Here is a 20581-nt window from a genome sequence, read left to right as displayed (position 1 = left end):
CGATTCCCGCGTCCAGCGGGACCGGGACTGCGCGCGCCGAGCGGGTCCGGGACGGCATCCGGATCGAACGTCGGTCCGAGTCACTCAGCGAAGCAGGAATACTTCCCTTCATGGATCAGCACGACATCGACGCCGTCAAGGCGCAGCTCGGCCGTACCCCGCGTGGTCTGCGCGGCGTCGCACACCGGTGCCCGTGCGGGCTGCCCGACGTCGTGGAGACCGCTCCGCGCCTGGAGGACGGCTCGCCGTTCCCGACGCTGTACTACCTGACCTGCCCGCGGGCGGCCTCCGCGATCGGCACGTTGGAGGCGAACAACGTCATGCGCGAGATGAGCGCGCGCCTGGCCGAGGACGAGGACCTCGCGGCCCGCTACGCCGCCGCACACGAGGACTACATCGCCCGCCGGGACGCGATCGAGGTGCTGGAGGGCTTCCCGTCGGCCGGCGGCATGCCGGATCGGGTCAAGTGCCTGCACGTGCTGGCCGGCCACGCGCTGGCCGCCGGGCGCGGCGTCAACCCGCTCGGCGACGAGACGTTGGACGCGCTGCCCGACTGGTGGGCCAAGGGCCCGTGCGTGTGTGTGGACGAGCCGGCCGACGCCGCAGCCCCGGAGGACGAGACCCGATGACCCGACGCGTCGCCGCGATCGACTGCGGCACCAACTCCATCCGCCTGCTCGTCGCCGACCTGGACCCGGCCGCCGGGACGCTGGTCGATCTGGACCGCCGGATGCGGATCGTCCGGCTCGGCCAGGGCGTCGACCGGACCGGCCGGCTGGCTCCCGAGGCGCTGGAGCGCACCTTCGCCGCGTGTCGCGAGTACGCCAAGGCGATCGGCGAACTGGGCGCCGAACGGGTGCGTTTCGTGGCCACCAGCGCGAGTCGTGACGCGGAGAACCGGGAGGTGTTCCGGGCCGGCGTGCGCGAGATCCTGGGCGTCGAGCCCGAGGTGATCTCCGGCGACGAGGAGGCCGCGCTGTCCTTCGCCGGGGCCACCCGGGAACTCGCCGGGACCGGCGCCGTCGAGACGCCGTACCTGGTGGTCGACATCGGCGGTGGGTCCACCGAGTTCGTCCTGGGCGTCGATCGGCCCGAGGCGGCGAGGTCGGTGGACATCGGCTGCGTCCGGATGACCGAGCGGCACCTGCGCGCGGACCCGCCGACGCAGGACCGGATCGCCGCCGCGACCGCCGACATCGAGGCCGCGATCGCCCGGGCCGCGGAGGTGGTCCCGATGGAGCGTGCCCGAACCCTGGTCGGCCTGGCGGGCTCGGTGACCACGGTCGCGGGCATCGCGCTGGACTTGCCCGAGTACGACTCGACGGCCATCCACCACTCGCGTCTGACCCTCGACCAGGTCCGTACGGTGACCGCCCGCCTCCTGGCGAGCACGCACGCCGAACGGGCGGCCATCCCGGTGCTGCATCCGGGTCGGGTGGACGTGATCGGCGCGGGTGCACTGGTGCTGCGCACGATCATGGAACGCACCGGCCTGACCGAGGTCGTGGTCAGCGAGCACGACATCTTGGACGGCATTGCCTGGTCTTCGGTGGAAGTCCCCGGTGCGGTGGGTGACCGGTAGCCGTGCCCCGAGCGCGCTGCCACGGGCCGGTCCGAGGGGTCAGAGATTTCGGTAGACGTCGCGGCGGTTGCCGACCTTGACCACGAGAATGACCAGCTCACCGTCTCGAACCTGGTAAGCGATTCGGTAGTTGCCGACTCGAAGCCGATACAGGCCGGACGGGCCGGTGAGCTTCTTGATGTCGGCATCCTCGCGATAGGGGTCGTCGCCGAGTGCGGTCAGCGCAGCCAGAATCCGCATTGCCGCAGGCCGGTCGATGGCTCGCAGTTGGCGTTGCGCGGCGGTGGTGAATCGGAACGCGTACTTCATGCGCTGCTTTCGCCGCGCTCGGTGAAAAGATCCGCCAGCAACTCGGCCATCGTCACGCTCGGGCCGCCCTCGGCCAGGACCGCCTCGGCCTCGCGCGCCAGCATTTCGTCGGCGGCTTCCTCCAGCGCGTCGAAGTCCGCGATCGGTACCAGCGCGGCCACCGGAGTCCCATTGCGGGTAATGACCGTCGAGGTGCCGTTTTCGGCACGATTGATGTGGTCCGCGAGGTGTGCGCGGGCTTCGCGTATGGTCACTGCGCTTTCGGTCATACCTCGCAGTGTACGCACGAGTGTGTACACGCGCTTCGCCGTCATCCGGGGTTTTTTGGCCGGCGGGGAACCAAGGGGTCGTGTCCAACGTTCGGACACTCGAAAAAGTTTGTGAATCCCTTCACATGGTCGGGGCGGCAAAACTTGGCCATGTGAGGCCGTTTTCCCCTTGTCGGACCGGTCGGGCGGCGGTATCGCCTTCGAATGCGGGGGTCGGCACCGGTTCGAGGTGGAGATCACATTGCGCCGTCCCCGGGGTCCTCGGGCAGGATCGACGCAGGTCATCGGGACCGGGTCGGCGGACGGGCCGGCCGAAAACGGTCGAGTGGATCTTCCTCGACGGCACACCGTGCACAAATGCACAAGCAAAAGGACGAAGGGTACCAGACGACCCCTTCGGTACTGCGCGCGGCCTCAAGGCACCGGTGGGTTCGATCGGTGGATACTTCCAAACATGAGCAACACGGATCGCCCTCGCATCCTTATCGTCGGCGGCGGCTACGTTGGTCTGTACGCCGCGCAGCGCATCCTCAAGAAGATGCGCTACGGCGAAGCGACCGTCACGGTCGTCGACCCGCGGTCGTACATGACCTACCAGCCCTTCCTCCCGGAAGCGGCCGCCGGCAGCATCTCACCGCGCCATGTCGTGGTGCCGCTGCGCCGTGTCCTGCCCAAGGCCGAGATCGTCAACGGCCGGGTCACCTCCGTCGACCACGACCGCAAGGTCGCGCTGGTCGAGCCGCTCGCGGGCGATTCCTACGAGCTCGGCTTCGACTACATCGTCATCGCACTCGGCTCGATCTCGCGGACCTTCCCGATTCCCGGCCTGGCCGAGAACGGCATCGGTCTGAAGACCATCGAAGAAGCCATCGCGCTGCGCAACCACGTGCTCGGGCAGCTCGACCTGGCCGACTCCACCACCGACGAGGAGATCCGCCGCAAGGCGTTGACCTTCTGCTTCGTCGGCGGCGGGTTCGCGGGGATCGAGGCGCTGGCCGAGGTCGAGGACATGGCGCGCGACGCGGTGCGCTACTACAAGAACCTCAAGCGCGAGGACATGCGCTTCGTGATGGTGGAGGCGGCCAACCGCATCCTCCCCGAGGTCGGTCCGGAACTCGGCGCCTGGACGCTGGAGCGCCTCAAGGCCCGGGACATCGAGTTCCACCTGGAGACGTCGCTCAAGTCCTGCGTCGACAAGCACTGTGTGCTCTCCAACGACATCGAGTTCGACGCCTCCACGATCCTGTGGACGGCCGGCGTCAAGCCGAACCCGGTGTTGTCGGAGTACGGCCTGCCGCTCGGCCCGCGCGGCCACGTCGACACCCGCACCACCCTCCAGGTGGTCGGCATGGACAACGTGTTCGCCGCCGGCGACAACGCGCAGGTGCCGGACCTCGCCGCGGGTGAGGGTGCCTGGTGCCCGCCGAACGCGCAGCACGCGGTGCGGCAGGCGCGGGTCCTGGGCGACAACGTCGTCTCGGTGATGCGTGGGTTCCCGCCGAAGGAGTACAAGCACAAGAACCTCGGCGCGGTGGCGGGTCTGGGCCTGCACAAGGGCGTTGCGGTGATGTTCGGCAAGTTCAAGCTCAAGGGGCTGCCGGCCTGGTTGTTCCACCGCACGTACCACGGGGCGATGGTGCCGACGTTCAACCGGAAGTTCCGGGTGTTCGCCGACTGGACGCTGTCGGCCTTCTTCCGCCGGGAGATCGTCTCGCTCGGGGCGATGGAGCACCCGCGGGACGAGTTCGCCGAGGCGGCACTGCCGGTGCCGCGACCCGCGGTCGAGCCTGCCGCGAAGGCCTAGTTTTCGGAAGGGGCCCGGCACACGCACGAAGTGCGTGTGCCGGGCCCCTTCGCGTTCGTGTGCTCAGACGGTTCGGGTGGCTTCGAAGCGTTTCATGCGTTCGAGGACGAGGTCCGAGGTGGGGGAGAGCATTTCGTCGACGATCTTGCCGTCGGCGAGGAAGAGCACCCGGTCCGCGTAGGACGCCGCGTTGGGATCGTGGGTGACCATCACGATGGTCTGGCCGCTTTCGCGTACCGAGGTGCGGAGGAAGGCCAATACCTCGGCGCCCGAGCGCGAGTCCAGGTTGCCGGTCGGCTCGTCGGCGAAGATGATCTCCGGCTTGCTCGCCATCGCGCGGGCACACGCCACGCGCTGCTGCTGACCACCGGACAGTTCACTCGGGCGATGCTTGAGCCGGTTCCGGAGGTCGACCGTCTCGATCACGTGGTCCAGCCATGCCTGATCGGGCTTCACGCCCGCGATGTCCATCGGCAGGGTGATGTTCTCCAGCGCGGTCAGCGTCGGCAGCAGATTGAACGACTGGAACACGAAGCCGACCTTCTCCCTCCGCAGCAGGGTCAACTGCTTGTCGTTCAGGGAGGACAACTCCACGTCGCCCAACCGGACCGAGCCCCCCGAGATCGAGTCCAGGCCCGCCATGCAGTGCATCAGCGTGGACTTGCCCGACCCGGACGGGCCCATGATCGCGGTGTACTCGGCCCGCCGGAATCCGACCGAGACGCCGTCGAGCGCTATCACCTGCGTCTCGCCCGTGCCGTAGACCTTGGTCAGGTCGGTGGCGACGGCGGCGGGCGCGCCGTTCGTCCCGACGCCCCTGTTGGGTTCGGTGGCGGTCACAGGAGACCTCTTTCGTCGCGATCGGATCCGATGCGGGGGGCGCGTACGCACTCCGTTGTTGCCGGACGACGAAGGTCCGGATCCGGACGATGGTGATCACCCAATGACGGTCGACCCGAGCGGACCCTCGACCCGGTGGTCCTACCCGGGTTCGGCGGCCGAATGCGGGATGTCCCCTGCTCAGCCGCCCCAAAACGCTCATTCGGCATCATCCGTATTGCATGCGGACGGGTCGCCTTCCGTCGCTCTCCGCGATCGAACAGGCCGACGACGGGGGTCCGCGGGGCCTCGAAACGCTTGGGGCACACCCGGTGCGCCGGGGCCGCTACGCTCAGCATCGCCCCCGGGTGGTGGAACGCAGACACGAGGAGCTTAAACCTCCTTGGCCGCAAGGCCGTGCGGGTTCGAGTCCCGCTCCGGGGACAACTCGAAGTAGCGGTTGACCTGCAAGAACGCCGTTTCGTCGCGGAGTTGCGACAGTGGGCCTCGGTGGTCTGGACCACCAACCGGATGCTTTCCCGGGCCCGCGGGCCACCCTCACTCGCGCATAGCGCAGGGTGTTCCCGTGCTGACAGCGATCGGGTTCACGATGGATACCATCCGACTTTTTATGACCGGACAGTGACCGCGGGCACAAAACGCGTGTCCGGACACGTTGTAGGGGAAAGATGGAAGCCCCGAGCGCTTTACTCGGGGATTACTCTCTTGAGCCAGGACCCCCACCCGGGGGCATGGAGGAGATGACATGAGGAGCAGCAACCCGGTGCTCACGCGGCGGGGGGCGTTCGAGACCGGCCGGCAGGAGCAGGCCGGTTACGGAGCGCCGCAGCCCGGGCCGCAGGGCGCCCCGTACGGCGCGCCGCAGCAGCCGCCGATGCAGCCGATGACCCCCGAGCAGCTTCAGGAGATGTACCGGGCGCAGTCCGCCGGTCCGCTCCAGACCGGCCGGATGACCATCGACGACGTGGTCGCGCGTACCGCGATGACGCTGTTGACGGTCGTCGTCACCGGTGCGCTGTCGTGGGCTTTCCTGCCGTTCGAGAACTTCGGCTGGGCGGTCGGCGCCGCGCTCGCCGCGTTCGTCGTCGCGATGGTCGTGACCTTCAAGCGTGAAGTCAGCCCCGCGCTGGTGCTGACCTACGCCGCGCTCGAAGGTGTGTTCCTCGGCGCGATCAGCCACGCGTTCGAGCAGCAGTACAGCGGCATCGTGGTGCAGGCGGTGCTCGGCACGGCCTCGGTCTTCGTCGGTGTGCTGGTGGCGTACAAGTCCGGCTGGATCAAGGTGACGAGCCGGTACGTGCGGATCGGCATGGCGATCGCGATCGGCTTCCTGATCCTCACCGTCGTCAACCTCCTGGCGATCCTGATCGCCGGTGGCGACGGCCTCGGCCTGCGCAGCGGTCCGCTCGGTATCGTGATGGGCATCCTCGGCATCCTCATCGGCGCCTTCTTCCTGTCGCTCGACTTCAACGAGATCGAGCAGCTGGTCGCCCAGGGCGTGCCGCAGCAGGAGTCGTGGCGGGCCGCGTTCGGTCTGACCGTGACCCTGGTGTGGATCTACCTGGAGGTGCTGCGCCTGCTGTCGATCCTGCGGGACTGACGCAGCGCCGCATGACGGCCCGACGTACGAAGTGGCGGTGCCCCCGGGAAGGGGCACCGCCACTTTCGCGTATGCGGAGATGCGCGCGGCTCTGCGGAGTCGACAGCGGTCGGCGAGTGGTCAGCGTGGCAGGGGTCTTCGACGGTGGATCGGCGGCGCGGCGGCCTCGAGGCGGGGAATCAGCTGACCCCGCCCGGCGCGTGCCGGCGGCGGTCGTGCTCGCGGACGATGGCGAGGGCGTGCCCGTGTCCGAGGTTGTGCTCGCCCTGGAGCCAGGAGACCCGGTCCTCGAATCGGGAGAAGGCCGGACCGGCCTCGATTTCCTTGAACCAGTCGGGAAGTTCGCGGCCGGTGCAGGCGGGCACCCGGGCCACGAGGTTCCGGTGGGTCTCTTCGGAGAAGTGCAAGGACATAAGCGCCTCCGGTGAGCGTTCCGTTACCCGAGCGTGCATGACGGGCGAACGGTTGGCAAGCGGTCGAAGCCGACCCGCACGCGGTGTGCGCACTGGGTACGCTCCGGTTATGTCGTCCCGCATCCCCATCCCCCCGGTCGGGAAACCGTCCGTTTCCCTCACGGTTGACGTGGGCCCCTTCGTGAAGGAGTCCGGCGCGGTCGCCGACCGACTCCGGCACCTGTCCGAGGCCCGGTTGAAGGCGCCGCTGACCGCCCGTCAGGAGACTTCGCCGAGCCGGGCGGGCGCGGCCCTCGCGCTGGCCCAGTGTCTGGCCGACCTGGCGGCCGCGGTCGAGGGCGAGCCGCTGCGCGAGATCCCGGATCTGGGCGTGTTCGTGGTGGGCGATCAGGTCGCGGTCACCTCCGGCGATCTCGCCTCGGCGCTGGGGCCGTTGGCCGAGGAGCACCCGCTGATCCTGCAGGACGGCGAGCCGACGACAGCCGGTGACGTGCTGCGTCGGGCGCGGGAGATGGTGCGCGAGTTGTCGGCGGCGATCTGAGCGACGCGGGGTGCGCCCGGTGTCCGCCGGACAGAGCCGGCGCCCTTCGTCGATCCCGCTTCGTGGTGCTCGGCGCGGGATCGTAGACGGACCTAGGCCGGCGGGCGGACGTACAGGCGGTCGGCCAGTGCGTACGTGGTGTCCTCGTCCATGCCGAAGGTCAGGGTCCAGCCGCCGCCGATCTCGGAGGTGCCGAGCAGGCGCACCGGCCGGCCCAGGGACAGTGCGACGTCGATCAGCGAGGCCGCCTCCGGGTCGCCCGGCATCACCACCAGCGAGCTGCCGTCGGCGAAGTCGAGCACGGCCGGCCCGCCGGCGCCGGGCGAGCCGGTGCGCACGCGGGTGATCGGGGTCGCGCCCGCGACCAGGCCGGTGAGGTACTCGCCGGTGAGGTGGGTGGGCAGCAGCGGGGTCAGGTTCTCCGACGGGTGTGGACGGCGGCCGGTCGCGTCGTCGTCCGGGTCGAGCCGGTCGGGGAAGTCGTCGCGCCCGGGCCCCGGGACGGTCAGCGGTGGTCGCTCGGCGTCCCGGCTGCGGAAGAGATGATCGAGGAACGCCTGGTCCCGGATCTCCGTGGTGGCGCGGGCGCGGAGCCGCCGGGACAGTCGGCGCACGAGGGTGGTCACCGCGACGGCGCATGCGGCGGTGATCAGGACGGGGACGATGTAAGCGTTCGGCATGACGTGATCCGCAACCCTTGGCCAACCCGAGGAAGAGCTTGTTCCTCCAGGGTCGCGCCGTCCGTGGCCGGCCGCCAGAGCGTGACGCCCCGAGTGGGTGGCATCCTGGGCCGACCCGGTCGGGTGGTGAGCGGCGAAGCCCGCCCGGGTTGTCCGGACGGGCTTCGCGCGGGTGTCGAATCGGGTCGGTGCTCGGGTCAGCTCAGGCGTTCGAGGACCATGGCCATGCCCATGCCGCCGCCGACGCACATGGTCTCCAGGCCCCACTGCTTGTCGTGCCACCGCAGGGAGTTGATCAGCGTGCTGGTGATCCGTGCGCCGGTCATCCCGAACGGGTGGCCGATCGCGATCGCGCCGCCGTTGACGTTGACCTTGTCCAGGTCGAAGCCCAGGTCCCGGTAGGAGGGGATGACCTGTGCTGCGAACGCCTCGTTGATCTCCACCAGGTCGATGTCCGCCGAGGTCAGGCCGGCGCGGGCCATCGCGATCCGGGAGGCCTCGACCGGGCCGTAGCCCATGATCTCCGGCGACAGGCCGGACACGGCGGTGGAGACGATCCGGGCGAGCGGGGTCAGGCCCAGCTCGCGTGCCTTGGTGTCCGACATCACGATGACCGCGGCGGCGCCGTCGTTGAGCGGGCACGCGTTGCCCGCCGTCACCGTGCCGTCCGGGCGGAAGACCGGCTTGAGCCCGGAGATGCCCTCCAGCGTGGTGCCCGCACGCGGGCCGTCGTCCTTGCTCACCACGGTGCCGTCGGCGAGCGTGACCGGGGTGATGTCCTCGGCCCAGAAGCCGTCGGCGATCGCCTGCTCGGTGCGGTTCTGCGAGCGGACCGCGAACTCGTCCTGCTCGGCCCGGGAGATGCCCTTGTGCTGGGCCAGGTTCTCGGCGGTGAAGCCCATCCCGATGTAGACGTCCGGGAGCAGACCCTGCTCGCGCGGGTCGGCCCAGGTCGAGCCCTTCTCGACGGCCTCGGTGGTACGGGTCGCGGCCTCGGCGAAGAGCGGGTTCCTGGTGTCCGGGATCGAGTCGCTGCTGCCCTTGCCGCGGGTGCTGGTGACCATTTCGACGCCGGCCGAGATGTACGCGTCGCCCTCGCCCGCGCGGATCGCGTGCATCGCCATCCGGGTGGTCTGCAGCGACGACGAACAGTAGCGGGTGATGGTGGTTCCGGGCAGGTGGTCGTAGCCCAGCATGACCGCGACGTTGCGGCCCATGTTGAAGCCCTGCTCGCCACCGGGCAGACCGCAGCCCAGCATCAGGTCGTCGATGTCCTTGGGGTCCAGCGCCGGGACCTTGTCCAGGGCGGCGCGGACCATGAGCGCGGTCAGGTCGTCCGACCGCAGGTCCTTCAGGGAACCCTTGAAGGCGCGACCGATCGGGGAGCGGGCGGTGGCGACGATGACTGCTTCGGGCATCGGGACTCCTTGTTGGTCTTTGCGGCCGTCGGTACGAGGACCCCGAAGGGACTCTCGTCGGTGCGGAAGCGCAACTGACGCTGAAGTTACTGCCTGGTAGTCAAAAATGGGAGGGGTGGATCATGCGACCTGCCCCACGCCATAACTGACGCCCAGTCAGATTTCTTCCGCCACATTACCCCGGGCGTCCCCGAACGGGGTTGGCGCAGTCCGCTCGACCTTCGCATCACCCTCGGCGGCGGGATCCGGTTCGGCATCCGACTCGGCGTCCGGATCCACCGTCGCGGGGGTGGGGATCTGCTGCCTGCGGCGGTGGCGCAGCAGCGCCCACCGGCCGCGCGGGCCGCGCTCGCGCCCGCCGACGTCGGTGCCGGTCACCTCGGTGCCGCCCTCGGCGGCGGCCTCGATCGCGGCCTGCGCGATCGGCAGCACGCCCTCGCCGCGGAAGCTGTCCGGGCTCACCTCGTCCAGCGGCCACAGGTCCAACGCGGCGCACAGGGACGGCAACGAGGCCATCGCGGCGGTCGCGTAGCCCTCGACCGAGGGGTGGAAACGGTCCGGCCCGAACATCGCCTTGGGCCGGGCCAGGAACTCGGGCCCGAGCAGCGAGCCGAGCGAGACGGTACGGCCGCCCGCCTCGACCACGGCGATGGTCTGCGCGGCGGCGAGGTTGCGGCTCCACTGCCGGGCCAGGTAGCGCAGCGGCTGTGCGATCGGCTCGATCGTGCCCAGGTCGGGACACGTGGCCACGACCACCTCCACGCCGGAGGCGATCAGTCGGCGGGTGGCCTGTTCGAGGTGGCGCACCGACTCGGCCGGGCGCATCCGGTGGGTGACGTCGTTCGCGCCGATCATGATCATCGCCACGTCGAGTTCGTGCCGCAGGGCGAGGGTGACCTGACGCTCCAGGTCCGAGGACTGGGCGCCGGAGAGGGCGACGTTGACCAGTCGTACCGGCACCTCGGCGACGGCGGCCAAGCCGGAGGCGAGCAACGCGCCGGGGGTCTGCATCGGGTCCTCGACGCCGAGGCCGGCGGCGGTGGAGTCGCCGATCATCGCGAACGTGATCGGCTCGCCGGGCAGGTCGCCGTACATCCCGTCGGCGCTCGGCGGATCGCCGTCGGGTTCGCCCACCGTGCGGCGGGCCATCTTCGCCTCGGTGTACAACACCGCGAACATCGCACCGGTCAGCACTCCCACGCCGCCGCCACCGAAGGCCGCGGCCGCCGCCACCCGGCGGGCCATCCGAGTGCGCATCATCGCCGGGCACCGCGGCCGGCCGTCGTGTACAAGACCTCGGGCTCCTCCCCGTCGCGGACTCCACGCCGACCCTAACCGACCGTCAGGTTCGTCGGCGGACAGCGGGGCGCGGTGCGGCGCGCGGCGTGGGCGTGGTCGAGGCCACAGCGCCCGGTCCGGCGGGAAGCGCCGACTAGGCTGGGAGAAGTTAGCGCAATGTGAGGATTTTGGGCCATCCGGCCCCGGCTGATGCGCACTCATGGCGGAGGTTCCGTGCGGTACCACGAATCCATGCTCGACCTGATCGGGGACACCCCCCTCGTCAAGCTCAACTCCGTCACCTCGGGGTTGTCGGCGACGGTGCTGGCGAAGGTCGAGTACTTCAACCCGGGCGGCTCGGTCAAGGACCGGATCGCCGTGCGGATGATCGACGCGGCCGAACAGTCGGGCGCACTGCGTCCGGGCGGCACGATCGTCGAGCCCACCTCCGGCAACACCGGAGTCGGGCTGGCGATGGTGGCGCAGCGACGTGGATACAAGTGCATCTTCGTCTGCCCGGACAAGGTCAGCATGGACAAGATCAATGTCATGCGGGCCTACGGGGCCGAGGTGGTGGTCTGCCCGACCGCGGTCGACCCCGAGCACCCCGACTCCTACTACAACGTCTCGGACCGGCTGGTGCGCGAGACGCCCGGCGCGTGGAAGCCCGACCAGTACTCCAACCCGGAGAACCCGCAGTCGCACTACCTCTCCACGGGTCCCGAGTTGTGGGAGCAGACCGACGGTCGCATCACGTGCTTCGTGGCCGGCGTCGGCACCGGCGGCACCATCTCCGGGACCGGACGCTTCCTCAAGGAGGTCTCCAACGGCGGCGTGCGCGTGGTCGGCGCCGACCCGGAGGGCTCGGTGTACTCCGGCGGCAGCGGCCGGCCGTACCTGGTCGAGGGCGTCGGTGAGGACTTCTGGCCGACCGCGTACGACAGCGCGGTGCCGGACGAGATCATCGCGGTGTCCGACCGCGACTCGTTCCTGATGACGCGCCGGCTCGCCCGCGAGGAGGGTCTCCTGGTCGGCGGCTCGTGCGGGATGGCCGTGGTCGCGGCGCTGCGTGCGGCCGAGCGGCTCGGGCCGGACGACGTGGTCGTGGTGTTGTTGCCGGACTCCGGGCGCGGCTACCTCAGCAAGATCTTCAACGACGAGTGGATGGCCGACTACGGCTTCCTGGACGCGGACCCGAACGAGGCCACCGTGGCCGACATCATGGCCCGCAAGCAGGGCGACCTGCCCGCCCTGGTGCACGTTCATCCGGAGGAAAGCGTCGGCGACTCGATCGCGATCCTGCGCGAGTTCGGGGTCAGCCAGATGCCGGTGGTCAAGCCCGGGGCGGGTCACCCGGACGTGATGGCCGCCGAGGTGGTCGGCTCGATCGCCGAGCGCGACCTGCTGGACGCGCTGGTGTCCGGTCGCGCGTCGGCGGGCGACCCGCTGGAGAAGTTCATGTCGGCACCGCTGCCCGTGGTCGGCTCCGGTGAGCCGATCGCACGGTTGGCGCGGGTGCTGGAACAGGCCGACGCGGCGCTGGTGCTGGTGCACGGCAAGCCGCAGGGCGTGGTCACCCGGCAGGACCTGCTGGGTCACCTGGCGGGCTGAGTCGGCCGTGTTTCGCCACCGGGGCGGCGACGTCACCGGATCGGTTCACCCCGGACACGTCCACGTAGTCGATGCGTAACACCGCCTCGACACCGTGGGGGTTCGGCGGGGAGGACCGCGAGGGGACCGCTCCGGTGGCGAGAGGCGGTAGGGACATGACGGCGATGTCGATGCGGGGCCGGGCCCGGCTCACCGTGGTGAGCTCGGTCGGCGCGGGCGAGTGGCCGTCGCACGTACGGGTGCGCGTGGCCCGTGCCGAGGATGCCGCGCAGGTGCGGGCGATGCACGAGCGGTGCTCTCCGGAGACCCGCCGATTGCGCTACTTCACCTCGGCGCCCCGGCTGCCGGAGAGCGCGCTGAGCCGGTTGCTGGTGCCGGAGCACGGGGTGAGCCTGGTGGCGGTCGCGCCCGACGGTGCGATCGGCGCGCTGGCCACCCTGTTCCACCCGGTGCCCGAGCCGGTCGCCGAAGTGGCGCTGCTGGTCGAGGACGGGTGGCAGCGGCAGGGGCTCGGTACCACGATGCTGCGTTCGCTGGTCGAGCACGCGGCCGTGCGCGGGGCGAGCGACCTGCGGGCGCACGTGTTGCCGTGGAACCGGCGCATGCTCGCCCTGTTCGATCGGGCCGGGCTGGTCAGTCGGCGCGGCTACGAGGACGGCGTGGTGCTGGTGGAGGCCGAGGTGCCGCCGGGGGTGCTCGCGCCGGGGCGTTGTGCGTGAGGGCCGCGGCCGGCTCGGTGTGGGTGACCGGGCGCGCTTGGCCCTGGCGTGGGTGAGGCCGGCGCGGCGTGGGTTTCCGGACGTGCCCGGCCGGCGCGGGGGATTTCGGGCCGAATATCCGATTTGCGGCGCGATATTTGCCTCTGAGGCAAGTTAATTGCCTCGGTGGTCGGGTCTGCCTAGCCTCGAAGCATGGTCGCCTCTCCAAGCTACGACACCGACGAGCCGGATTCGACACCCGCCGAGGCGGTACCGACCGGGCTCGGTGATCGGTTGCGTGCGGCCCGTCGGGCGAACGGCTTCAAGCTCGACGAGGCCGCGCAGCTGACCAAGCTCTCCGTCGCCTATCTCTCCCGGCTCGAACACGAGCGCCGACAACCGTCGTTGCCCGCCCTGTTGACGTTGGCCCGGGCCTACAACACCACCGTCTCCGAACTGCTCGGCGAGGACAGCGCGTCGGCCGAGCCGGTGGTCCGCGCCCGCGCGGCCGAGCCGGTCGAGGCACACGGCTGGACCTACTGGCGCGTGGGCAGTCCGCGCCGCGGCATGCAGGCGCTGCGGGTGCGGGTGCCGGCGGGCCGGGCGGACGGGCCCGGGCGGGTGCATCCGGGCGAGGAATGGCTGTACGTGCTGACCGGTCAGCTCCGGTTGACCCTGGACGGGGCCACCCATCTGCTCGCGCCCGGCGACGTGGCGCACTTCGACTCGGGTCTGGCGCATCGGATGGAGTCCGCCGACGCGTACCTGCCCGTCGAGTTCCTGATGGTCCATGCGGCGCCGGCGCTGGTCGCGTTCTCGCCGTGCCTGCCCGCTCATGTCTGAGCCGCTCGCCGGTGAGCCGCCCGCGGGTGAGCCGACCCGGGGCCGAGCCCGCCCAAGTCTGAGGAGTTCGCCGTGATGGAGAGTGAGAAGAGCCGGGCGAACGGGATGTGGATCCGGATCGCGATCTACATTCTCGGATTCTCCGTCGTGTTCGGGGCGCTGATGTTCACCGCGGTGACCTACGGCCACCGCTGAGCGCGCGGCGCGTCAGCGCGCGGGCGGCCGGTCGCGGGCCCGTAGGCTCGCGCTCATGGAAAACGCGACTTCCTCGGACTCCACGACCCGCTACATCCGGCTCAACCTCGAAATCGTGCTGGAGGTCACCGACGCCGACGCGCTGCGGGCCGCAGCGCTGGACAGTGTCAAGGCGGACGAGGAGCTGTCACCGGGCGACCGGGCCGACGCGACCGCCGCCATCGAGAGCGACCTGGCCGAGTCGGTCTCGTACCTGATCGACCCGTTCAGCCTCGTCGAGGACATCGCCGGCACGGAACTGAGCGAGGCGGGCTGGCAGTCCGAGGGCGCCGAGTACCTGCCCGAGGACGACGACGAGGACGACGAGGACGCCTGACGTCCCGACGGTTCGTGCCCCGGTCGACCGGGCGCGGCCTCGACCTCCGCAGACCGCACGCAGACCCCTTCGTCCCCCACGCCCCGCGAAGCCTCGGCTTTGCGGGGCGTCGATCGTTGGGGGCGGGGTCGGTCCGGGTCGGTCGGTCCGGGACGCGGGCGGGTCGGGGGCAGGTCGGTCGGGTTCGGTGGCGCGGGTGGTGCGCGGGCGCCTGCCACCGGCGTACGGCGCAAGTGTGCGTCCCCGCAGGGGTGAATCGGCGGCCAACCGGACGGTGGCACGTTGCTCATCGCCGCGGGCTTCGTTGTCCCACGTGCCGCATCCGTTCGTGCGGCACTGTGACATGGAGGAAGAATGAACACGGTCAAGAAGGCGGCCATCATCACCGCCGCCGCCGGTGGCATCCTTGCCGCGGGCATGGGTGCTGCAAACGCCAGCTCCGAGGCGGACGGCGCTGCCGTCGGCTCGCCGGGTGTCGCCTCGGGCAACAACATCCAGGTTCCGGTGCACATTCCGGTGAACCTGTGCGGCAACAGCATCAACGTGATCGGTCTGGTGAACCCGGCGTTCGGGAACGTCTGCATCAACCACGGCTGAGCTTGAAGCTTTTGGTGGGCGCTGTGCTGGGGGACCGGTACGGCGCCCTCTGTCGTGTTTGGTTCGCCACATGCGCACTCGGGCCTGGCGGCGCAAGGTTGGCCTCAAGCGCCGGCCGGGCTGTTTGGCCTCAGGCGCCGGCCGGGCTGGTTCGCCTCAAGCGCCGGCGGGGCTGGGTGGCCTCAAACGCCGGCCCGGGTGATTTGTCGCCGGTCGGGCTGGTTGTGCGGCGGTTGGGTTGGTGGGTGGGGGTGGGCCGCCGGCCGGGCCGGGCTGGGGTGGCTCGGCCGGCGGGTGGGTCAGGCGTGGGTGCCGCCGTCTATGCGGAGGGATGTGCCGGTGACGAATTTGCCGTCGTCGGAGGCGAGGGCGGCGATCATGCCGGCGATGACGTCGGGGTGGGCCATGCCCTCGCCGATGATCGGCATCAGCTTGCCGAAGAGTTCCCAGTCGGCGTCGTCGGGGACCTGGTTGGGGGTGTCGTCGACGATGCCGCTGGAGATGCTGCCGGGGGCGACGTTGACCGCGCGCAGGCCCTGACGGCTGTATTCGAGGGCGATCGCGTGGGTGAAGGCGTCGATCGCGCCCTTGCTGGCCGCGTAGGCCGCCATGTACGGGTGGGCGAAGCTCGCCGACGTGGAACTGAAGTTGATCACGACGCCGTTGCCGGTCTCCAGGAGCGGGGGCAGCGCGGCGCGGGTCATCAGGAACGTGCCCGTCAGGTTGACGGTGATGATCTGGTTCCACTTGTCGAGCGGGAACGTGTGGGTGTGTCCGGCGCGCAGGATCCCCGCCGCGTTCACCAGCACGTCCAGGCCGCCCAGGCGCTCGACCACCTCGGCCACGCCGGCGCCGACCGCGTCCTCGTCGGAGACGTCCAGGACGCCTGTGCTCAGCCGGGCGTCCACGCCCTTCTCCGCCGCCATCGCGCGGGTCTTCTCCAGCCCGTCGGCGTTGACGTCCGCCGCGTGTACCGTGCCCGCCTCGCTCAGCAGCCGCAGCACCGTGGCCTGGCCTATGCCCGAACCGCCACCGGTGACGATGATGCGCCGATCCTGGAACCGCTCCACAGTGTTTCCTCCTTGGACGGGGTGTACGGGTCCCATCACAAGCGGTTCCGATGCGCGGGAGCAAGCCTCCTGAACGGTTGGCCGGGAGTGAAATGAAACATGTTCCAGTTCACTTTCGCGGCCGATCGGATTAATTCGCCCGGATTGCGTGACGAATCGATCGGGAAGGGGTCACACCTCATGTGAGGGGAGCCCCCACCTCTCACGAAGCGGCGAAAGACGAGGTTCCAGCCATGGCAGACTCACCCGTCCGCACACCCGACAAGACCACCGTCCGTCCGGAACGGACCGAGCGATCGACGTCCGGCTCCGGACATCTCACCGAGGTGACCGCGCTGGCCACGGACCGAGGGCGGACCTCGATCGCCGACGGAGTGGTGGCCAAGGTCGCCGGGCTGGCGGCGCGCGAGATCCCGGGCGTGTACGCGCTCGGCAGCGGGGTCTCCCGGGCCTTCGCCGCGATGCGCAAGGCGGTACCGGGCGGTCGTCCGGACGTGGCCCGCGGAGTCAGCGTCGAGGTCGGCGAGAAGCAGTGCGCGGTCGACCTGAGCCTGGTGGTCGAGTACGGCGCACCGATCGCCGAGGTCGCCGCGGCGGTGCGCGAACACGTGATCGAGTCGATCGAGCGGATGACCGGCCTGGAGGTGGTCGAGGTGGACATCTCCGTGGACGACATCCACATCGAGCAGGACGACGAGGACACGTCCACGCGCAACCTGGAGTGAAACCCGGGCGGGCTTTGGAATGAGCCCGGCCCCGGGCGGGTCCGGGTGGGTCCGGGTGGGCTTCCGGGCCGACGGCGCCGAGGATACGCACGAAGGGCGGGACCGGATTACCCCCGGCCCGCCCTTTTGTGTGCACGCATTGTGAGTGCGCAGCAGGGTCGCGCCGTCCGGGGCGATGCCGTCCGGGGCGTATGCCGTCCGGGCCGTGTCCCTCGCGGTCGCCGCCCGCGCCCCCGCTGCTCGGCGCAGCCGTCAGCGTCGGCGGCCGCGCAGGCTCAGGCCGACCGCGCCCAGCACGATCGCCACGAGCGAGGCTGCGAACACCGACCAGGCCATCGTGGTCAGCGAGTCGGTGAACACGTCGTAGACGGCCTCGATGCCGTCCCGGTTCAGGGTGTTGCGGGTGGCCAGGTCGTCGGCGACCGGCCCGCGCGCGGCGGAGACCAGGAGCAGCAGCAGGCCGCTGGTGAGGAACAGGCCGACGCCGGTCATGATCAGCGCGCGGAACCGGTTCACCGCGACCGCCAGGCCGACCAGCAGCAGCACCACGGTCAGAATCGGCAGCCACTTGCCCGCGTCGTCGACGGCCTGGAACGCGTCCCGGCCCTGTTTGGCCTCGGAGGCGTGCGGCAGTTGGGCCAGGTCGATCGGGATGCTGGTGGGCAGGGCCGCCTTCGACACCGGGATGCCGGCCTGGTTCAGCCGGGGCACGATCGCGTCGAGCGGGCTCTTGAGGTTGACCACCACCCGGTCGCCGTCCGTCGTGACGTTCTTGCTGTCCCGGCCGAGGATGGACGACATCACCACGTCGTGCGCGGTGGCGATGCCGTCCTTCCAGACCGCCTTGAACGAGGGCTTGCCGATCTCCTCGGCCACCGCGCTCTGCACCACGCCGCGCGGCACCTGGCCGCGTACGCCCGGCGGCAGTTGCTTGATCACCTCGTCGGTCATCAGCCGGGCGACCTCGCTGCGGATCGCCGACTCGTCGATCAGCGCGACCGCGTTGTCGGTGAACCCCTGCTCGGAGACCACCTCCCAGCGCAGCCACAGCGCGGACAGCGCCGGGATCGTCAGCAGCACCGCCAGGACCAGGCTGATCCCGGCGACGGTGCCGCGCAGCGCGCCGTACGCGGGTCCCGAGGGCGGCCGAGGCGGAGGGTTGTGGGAGCCGCCGCCCGGACCGCCCGGCTGATACGGACCACCCGGGGCGTAGGCGGGGGGTGGGGCGGGCGTGGACGCATAGGGCGGGGGCGGGGGCGGGTAGCCGCCACCCTGGCCCGGATACGAGCCCGGGGACGAGTGCATCGCGCTTCCTCCGTCGTTGTAGTCGAACCGCCGTGGTCGAACCGCCGTGGAATCGGCCCGGCACCCGAGAATCTCACCCGTACACCGCTGCCACTGCCCCGCGTGCGGTGTTGTACCTGTTCGGTGACACCGTCCCGGGTCGGTACCGGTGATCCGCACGTCGGCCCGGGTCGGTAGGGGCGACCCACACACCCGGGCATAGCCTGCGGGGATGGACACTGTGGACAACGCGCCGCAAGCCGGCCGCCGGCGACCCCGGGTAGGCCATATCCAGTACCTCAATTGCCTGCCCATCTACTGGGGCCTGGCCCGCACGGGCTCGTTGGTGGATCTGGACCTGACCAAGGACACTCCGGACAACCTCAACGACGCCCTGGTGCGCGGCGACCTCGACATCGCGCCGATCAGCGTGGTCGAGTACCTGCGCCATGCGGACGACCTGGTGGTGCTCCCGGACATCGCGGTGGCCGCCGACGGACCGGTGATGTCGGTGATGCTGGTCAGCCAGGTGCCGATCGACCGGCTCGACGGTGCGCGGGTCGCGCTCGGTTCGCAAAGTCGCACCGGGGTTCGGCTGGCCCGGCTGCTGCTGGAGGAGAAGTACGGCGTACGGCCAGAGTTCTTCACCTCGGCCCCCGACCTGGGCCTGATGATGCAGGAGGCGGACGCCGCGGTGGTGATCGGCGACGTCGCACTGCGCGCGACGCTGTACGACGCGCCGCGGCTGGGCCTGCTGGTCTACGACCTCGCGTACGAGTGGAAGCAGTGGACCGGGCTGCCGTTCGTGTTCGCGGTGTGGGCCGCGCGTCGCGACTTCCTGGAGGCGTACCCGGCCGAGGTGCACGCCGTGCATCAGGCCTTCCTGGAGTCGCGCGACCTGTGCATGCAGGAGGTGGACAAGGTCTGCGAGCACGTGGCCCGGTGGGAGGCGTTCGACGCGGCCACGCTGGAGCGCTACTACACCGAGGCGCTGGACTACTCGCTCGGTGAGCGACACCTGCGGGGGATGGCCGAGTTCGCCCGGCGCACCGCGCACGACACCGGGTATCCGGCCGACGTGCGGGTGCGGCTGCTCGACGCCCCGCAGGTTTCGTGAGCGCGCCGGATAGGCTCGTTCACGAGCATTCGTGCCGCGCCCACCCGCTCGGCGCTCATCCGCTCGACGCGCACTCGTCGTACGCGCGACCGTTCCACTCGTATTCGTTCCATGCGGAGGCTTCCCCGTGATCAGCGATCTCCAGCCGGTCCTGGACCGGGCCGCCGGCGGTGGGCGGATCACGCCCGACGAGGCACTCGCCCTGTACGTGCACGCCCCGCTGCATGCGCTCGGCCGGGCCGCCGACGCCGCGCGGCGCATGCGCTACGCGGACACCGTCGACATCGCGACGTACATCATCGAGCGCAACATCAACTACACGAACGTGTGCGTCACCGCGTGCAAGTTCTGCGCGTTCTACGCTCCGCCCAAGAGCGAGAAGGGCTGGGTCCGGGAGATCGACGACATCCTGCGCCGGTGCGCGGAGACGGTCGAACTCGGCGGTACGCAGATCATGTTCCAGGGCGGGCACCACCCCGACTTCGGCGTCGAGTACTACGAGCGCTCGTTCGCCGCGATCAAGGCCGAGTTCCCGCAGCTGGTCATCCACTCGCTCGGGGCCTCCGAGGTCGCGCACATGGCCAAGGTCTCCGGAGTGGGCATCGAGGAGGCCATCACGCGCATCCACGCGGCCGGCCTGGACTCGTTCGCGGGCGCCGGCGCGGAGCTGCTCCCGGAGCGCCCGCGCAAGGCGATCGCGCCGCTCAAGGAGTCCGGCGAACGCTGGCTGGAGATCATGGAGACCGCGCACGGGCTGGGCGTGGAGTCCACCTCGACGATGCTGATGGGCACCGGCGAGACCAACGCCGAGCGGATCGAGCACCTGCGGATGATCCGCGACGTGCAGGACCGCACGGGCGGTTTCCGGGCCTTCATCCCGTACACCTACCAGCCGGAGAACAACCACCTGAAGGGGCAGACGCAGGCCACCCTGCTCGAATACCTGCGCCTGATCGCGGTGGCCCGCCTGTTCCTGCACAACGTCGCGCACATCCAGGGCTCGTGGCTGACCACGGGCAAGGAGGCCGGTCAGCTCACCCTGCACTACGGCGCGGACGACCTGGGCTCGGTCATGCTGGAGGAGAACGTGGTCTCCTCCGCGGGCGCCAAGCACCGCTCCAACCGGATGGAGCTGCTGCACCTGATCCGTGCCGCCGGCCGGATCCCGGCCCAGCGCGACACCACGTACAACCACCTGATCGTGCACGACGACCCGGCGAACGACCCGGTCGACGACAAGGTGATCTCGCACTTCTCCTCCACGGCCCTCGCCGGCGGCACCGCCCGCACCGAACTCAAGGTCGTCGACGCCCGCTGAAACCGGCTTGGGA

23 protein-coding genes and 1 tRNA gene are annotated in these 20581 nt (G+C 70.2%); 15 read left to right on the top strand and 9 right to left on the bottom strand.

Annotated features, from left to right (window positions below):
* Positions 1-110: 110 nt before the first annotated feature.
* Both ACZOOI_RS11495 and ACZOOI_RS11490 read left to right on the top strand, forming a co-directional pair.
* Positions 111-629: a DUF501 domain-containing protein gene (locus ACZOOI_RS11495; protein WP_391585496.1), complete on the top strand. Its 519-nt coding sequence runs from the start codon at positions 111-113 to the stop codon at positions 627-629.
* Complete coding sequence (locus ACZOOI_RS11490; RefSeq protein ID WP_465280559.1) at positions 626-1582, top strand: Ppx/GppA phosphatase family protein; 957 nt, start codon at positions 626-628, stop codon at positions 1580-1582. The genes ACZOOI_RS11495 and ACZOOI_RS11490 overlap by 4 nt, the downstream gene beginning before the upstream one ends.
* A gap of 39 nt (positions 1583-1621) precedes the next feature.
* Here the strand turns inward: ACZOOI_RS11490 and ACZOOI_RS11485 are convergent, their stop codons facing one another.
* Together ACZOOI_RS11485 and ACZOOI_RS11480 are read right to left on the bottom strand one after the other, a co-directional pair.
* On the bottom strand, positions 1622-1891 hold the full coding sequence (locus ACZOOI_RS11485; protein ID WP_465280558.1) for a type II toxin-antitoxin system RelE family toxin: 270 nt from the start codon (positions 1889-1891) through the stop codon (positions 1622-1624).
* Entirely contained in the window at positions 1888-2160 is a 273-nt protein-coding gene (locus tag ACZOOI_RS11480) for a type II toxin-antitoxin system Phd/YefM family antitoxin (protein ID WP_391585493.1), read from the bottom strand. The genes ACZOOI_RS11485 and ACZOOI_RS11480 overlap by 4 nt, the downstream gene beginning before the upstream one ends.
* A gap of 454 nt (positions 2161-2614) precedes the next feature.
* Between ACZOOI_RS11480 and ACZOOI_RS11475 the strand changes: the two genes are divergently transcribed.
* A complete protein-coding gene (locus ACZOOI_RS11475) occupies positions 2615-3964 on the top strand; it encodes an NAD(P)/FAD-dependent oxidoreductase (protein WP_465280557.1) in 1350 nt (449 codons plus the stop codon).
* A gap of 63 nt (positions 3965-4027) precedes the next feature.
* Here ACZOOI_RS11475 and ACZOOI_RS11470 read toward each other — a convergent pair whose 3' ends face one another.
* Positions 4028-4804, bottom strand: a complete 777-nt coding sequence (locus ACZOOI_RS11470; protein ID WP_465280556.1) for an ABC transporter ATP-binding protein — start codon at positions 4802-4804, stop codon at positions 4028-4030.
* A gap of 341 nt (positions 4805-5145) precedes the next feature.
* Between ACZOOI_RS11470 and ACZOOI_RS11465 the strand changes: the two genes are divergently transcribed.
* Together ACZOOI_RS11465 and ACZOOI_RS11460 are read left to right on the top strand one after the other, a co-directional pair.
* Positions 5146-5227, top strand: a tRNA-Leu gene (locus tag ACZOOI_RS11465).
* A 322-nt stretch (positions 5228-5549) separates the two neighbouring features.
* Complete coding sequence (locus ACZOOI_RS11460; RefSeq protein ID WP_465280555.1) at positions 5550-6404, top strand: Bax inhibitor-1/YccA family protein; 855 nt, start codon at positions 5550-5552, stop codon at positions 6402-6404.
* 179 nt (positions 6405-6583) lie between these two features.
* Here ACZOOI_RS11460 and ACZOOI_RS11455 read toward each other — a convergent pair whose 3' ends face one another.
* Positions 6584-6817 carry a DUF4287 domain-containing protein gene (locus ACZOOI_RS11455; RefSeq protein ID WP_161360502.1) on the bottom strand — a complete coding sequence of 78 codons (234 nt, stop codon included), beginning with the start codon at positions 6815-6817 and terminating at the stop codon, positions 6584-6586.
* Between the two features lie 169 nt (positions 6818-6986).
* On the opposite strand from ACZOOI_RS11455, the gene ACZOOI_RS11450 reads away from it, so the two are divergent.
* Positions 6987-7358 carry a hypothetical protein gene (locus ACZOOI_RS11450; protein ID WP_465280554.1) on the top strand — a complete coding sequence of 124 codons (372 nt, stop codon included), beginning with the start codon at positions 6987-6989 and terminating at the stop codon, positions 7356-7358.
* Between the two features lie 92 nt (positions 7359-7450).
* Here ACZOOI_RS11450 and ACZOOI_RS11445 read toward each other — a convergent pair whose 3' ends face one another.
* The 3 genes from ACZOOI_RS11445 to ACZOOI_RS11435 all read right to left on the bottom strand — a co-directional run bounded on the left by ACZOOI_RS11445 (position 7451) and on the right by ACZOOI_RS11435 (position 10716).
* Positions 7451-8038 (bottom strand): hypothetical protein, encoded by a 588-nt coding sequence (locus ACZOOI_RS11445; protein WP_465280553.1) that lies wholly within the window; start codon positions 8036-8038, stop codon positions 7451-7453.
* 197 nt (positions 8039-8235) lie between these two features.
* Positions 8236-9456 (bottom strand): acetyl-CoA C-acetyltransferase, encoded by a 1221-nt coding sequence (locus ACZOOI_RS11440; RefSeq protein ID WP_020549366.1) that lies wholly within the window; start codon positions 9454-9456, stop codon positions 8236-8238.
* 156 nt (positions 9457-9612) lie between these two features.
* Complete coding sequence (locus ACZOOI_RS11435) at positions 9613-10716, bottom strand: SGNH/GDSL hydrolase family protein (protein ID WP_465280552.1); 1104 nt, start codon at positions 10714-10716, stop codon at positions 9613-9615.
* Between the two features lie 252 nt (positions 10717-10968).
* Here ACZOOI_RS11435 and ACZOOI_RS11430 point away from each other — a divergent pair, with 252 nt between their 5' ends.
* The 6 genes from ACZOOI_RS11430 to ACZOOI_RS11405 all read left to right on the top strand — a co-directional run bounded on the left by ACZOOI_RS11430 (position 10969) and on the right by ACZOOI_RS11405 (position 15054).
* Positions 10969-12345 carry a cystathionine beta-synthase gene (locus ACZOOI_RS11430; protein WP_391585485.1) on the top strand — a complete coding sequence of 459 codons (1377 nt, stop codon included), beginning with the start codon at positions 10969-10971 and terminating at the stop codon, positions 12343-12345.
* A 155-nt stretch (positions 12346-12500) separates the two neighbouring features.
* Complete coding sequence (locus ACZOOI_RS11425; RefSeq protein WP_465280551.1) at positions 12501-13064, top strand: GNAT family N-acetyltransferase; 564 nt, start codon at positions 12501-12503, stop codon at positions 13062-13064.
* A 192-nt stretch (positions 13065-13256) separates the two neighbouring features.
* Positions 13257-13886 (top strand): helix-turn-helix domain-containing protein, encoded by a 630-nt coding sequence (locus ACZOOI_RS11420; RefSeq protein WP_465280550.1) that lies wholly within the window; start codon positions 13257-13259, stop codon positions 13884-13886.
* 72 nt (positions 13887-13958) lie between these two features.
* Positions 13959-14081 (top strand): hypothetical protein, encoded by a 123-nt coding sequence (locus ACZOOI_RS11415; RefSeq protein WP_391585482.1) that lies wholly within the window; start codon positions 13959-13961, stop codon positions 14079-14081.
* 55 nt (positions 14082-14136) lie between these two features.
* The gene (locus ACZOOI_RS11410; protein ID WP_020549360.1) at positions 14137-14457 is read left to right on the top strand and encodes a hypothetical protein; all 321 of its coding nucleotides are present in this window, start codon (positions 14137-14139) and stop codon (positions 14455-14457) included.
* Between the two features lie 354 nt (positions 14458-14811).
* Entirely contained in the window at positions 14812-15054 is a 243-nt protein-coding gene (locus ACZOOI_RS11405) for a chaplin (RefSeq protein ID WP_465280549.1), read from the top strand.
* 299 nt (positions 15055-15353) lie between these two features.
* Here the strand turns inward: ACZOOI_RS11405 and ACZOOI_RS11400 are convergent, their stop codons facing one another.
* Positions 15354-16124: an SDR family NAD(P)-dependent oxidoreductase gene (locus ACZOOI_RS11400; protein ID WP_391585479.1), complete on the bottom strand. Its 771-nt coding sequence runs from the start codon at positions 16122-16124 to the stop codon at positions 15354-15356.
* Between the two features lie 233 nt (positions 16125-16357).
* Between ACZOOI_RS11400 and ACZOOI_RS11395 the strand changes: the two genes are divergently transcribed.
* Positions 16358-16849: an Asp23/Gls24 family envelope stress response protein gene (locus ACZOOI_RS11395; RefSeq protein ID WP_465280548.1), complete on the top strand. Its 492-nt coding sequence runs from the start codon at positions 16358-16360 to the stop codon at positions 16847-16849.
* 252 nt (positions 16850-17101) lie between these two features.
* On the opposite strand, the gene ACZOOI_RS11390 is transcribed toward ACZOOI_RS11395, so the two are convergent.
* Positions 17102-18154 (bottom strand): hypothetical protein, encoded by a 1053-nt coding sequence (locus ACZOOI_RS11390; protein WP_465280547.1) that lies wholly within the window; start codon positions 18152-18154, stop codon positions 17102-17104.
* Between the two features lie 211 nt (positions 18155-18365).
* Between ACZOOI_RS11390 and ACZOOI_RS11385 the strand changes: the two genes are divergently transcribed.
* Positions 18366-19250, top strand: a complete 885-nt coding sequence (locus tag ACZOOI_RS11385; RefSeq protein ID WP_391585476.1) for a menaquinone biosynthetic enzyme MqnA/MqnD family protein — start codon at positions 18366-18368, stop codon at positions 19248-19250.
* A gap of 127 nt (positions 19251-19377) precedes the next feature.
* On the top strand, positions 19378-20568 hold the full coding sequence (gene mqnC, locus ACZOOI_RS11380; RefSeq protein ID WP_396009281.1) for a cyclic dehypoxanthinyl futalosine synthase: 1191 nt from the start codon (positions 19378-19380) through the stop codon (positions 20566-20568).
* Positions 20569-20581 lie beyond the last annotated feature (13 nt).

Source organism: Embleya sp. L77 (assembly GCF_055557415.1).
The sequence above is the reverse complement of the archived record's forward strand: the minus strand, read 5'-3'. Positions and strand labels throughout refer to the sequence as shown.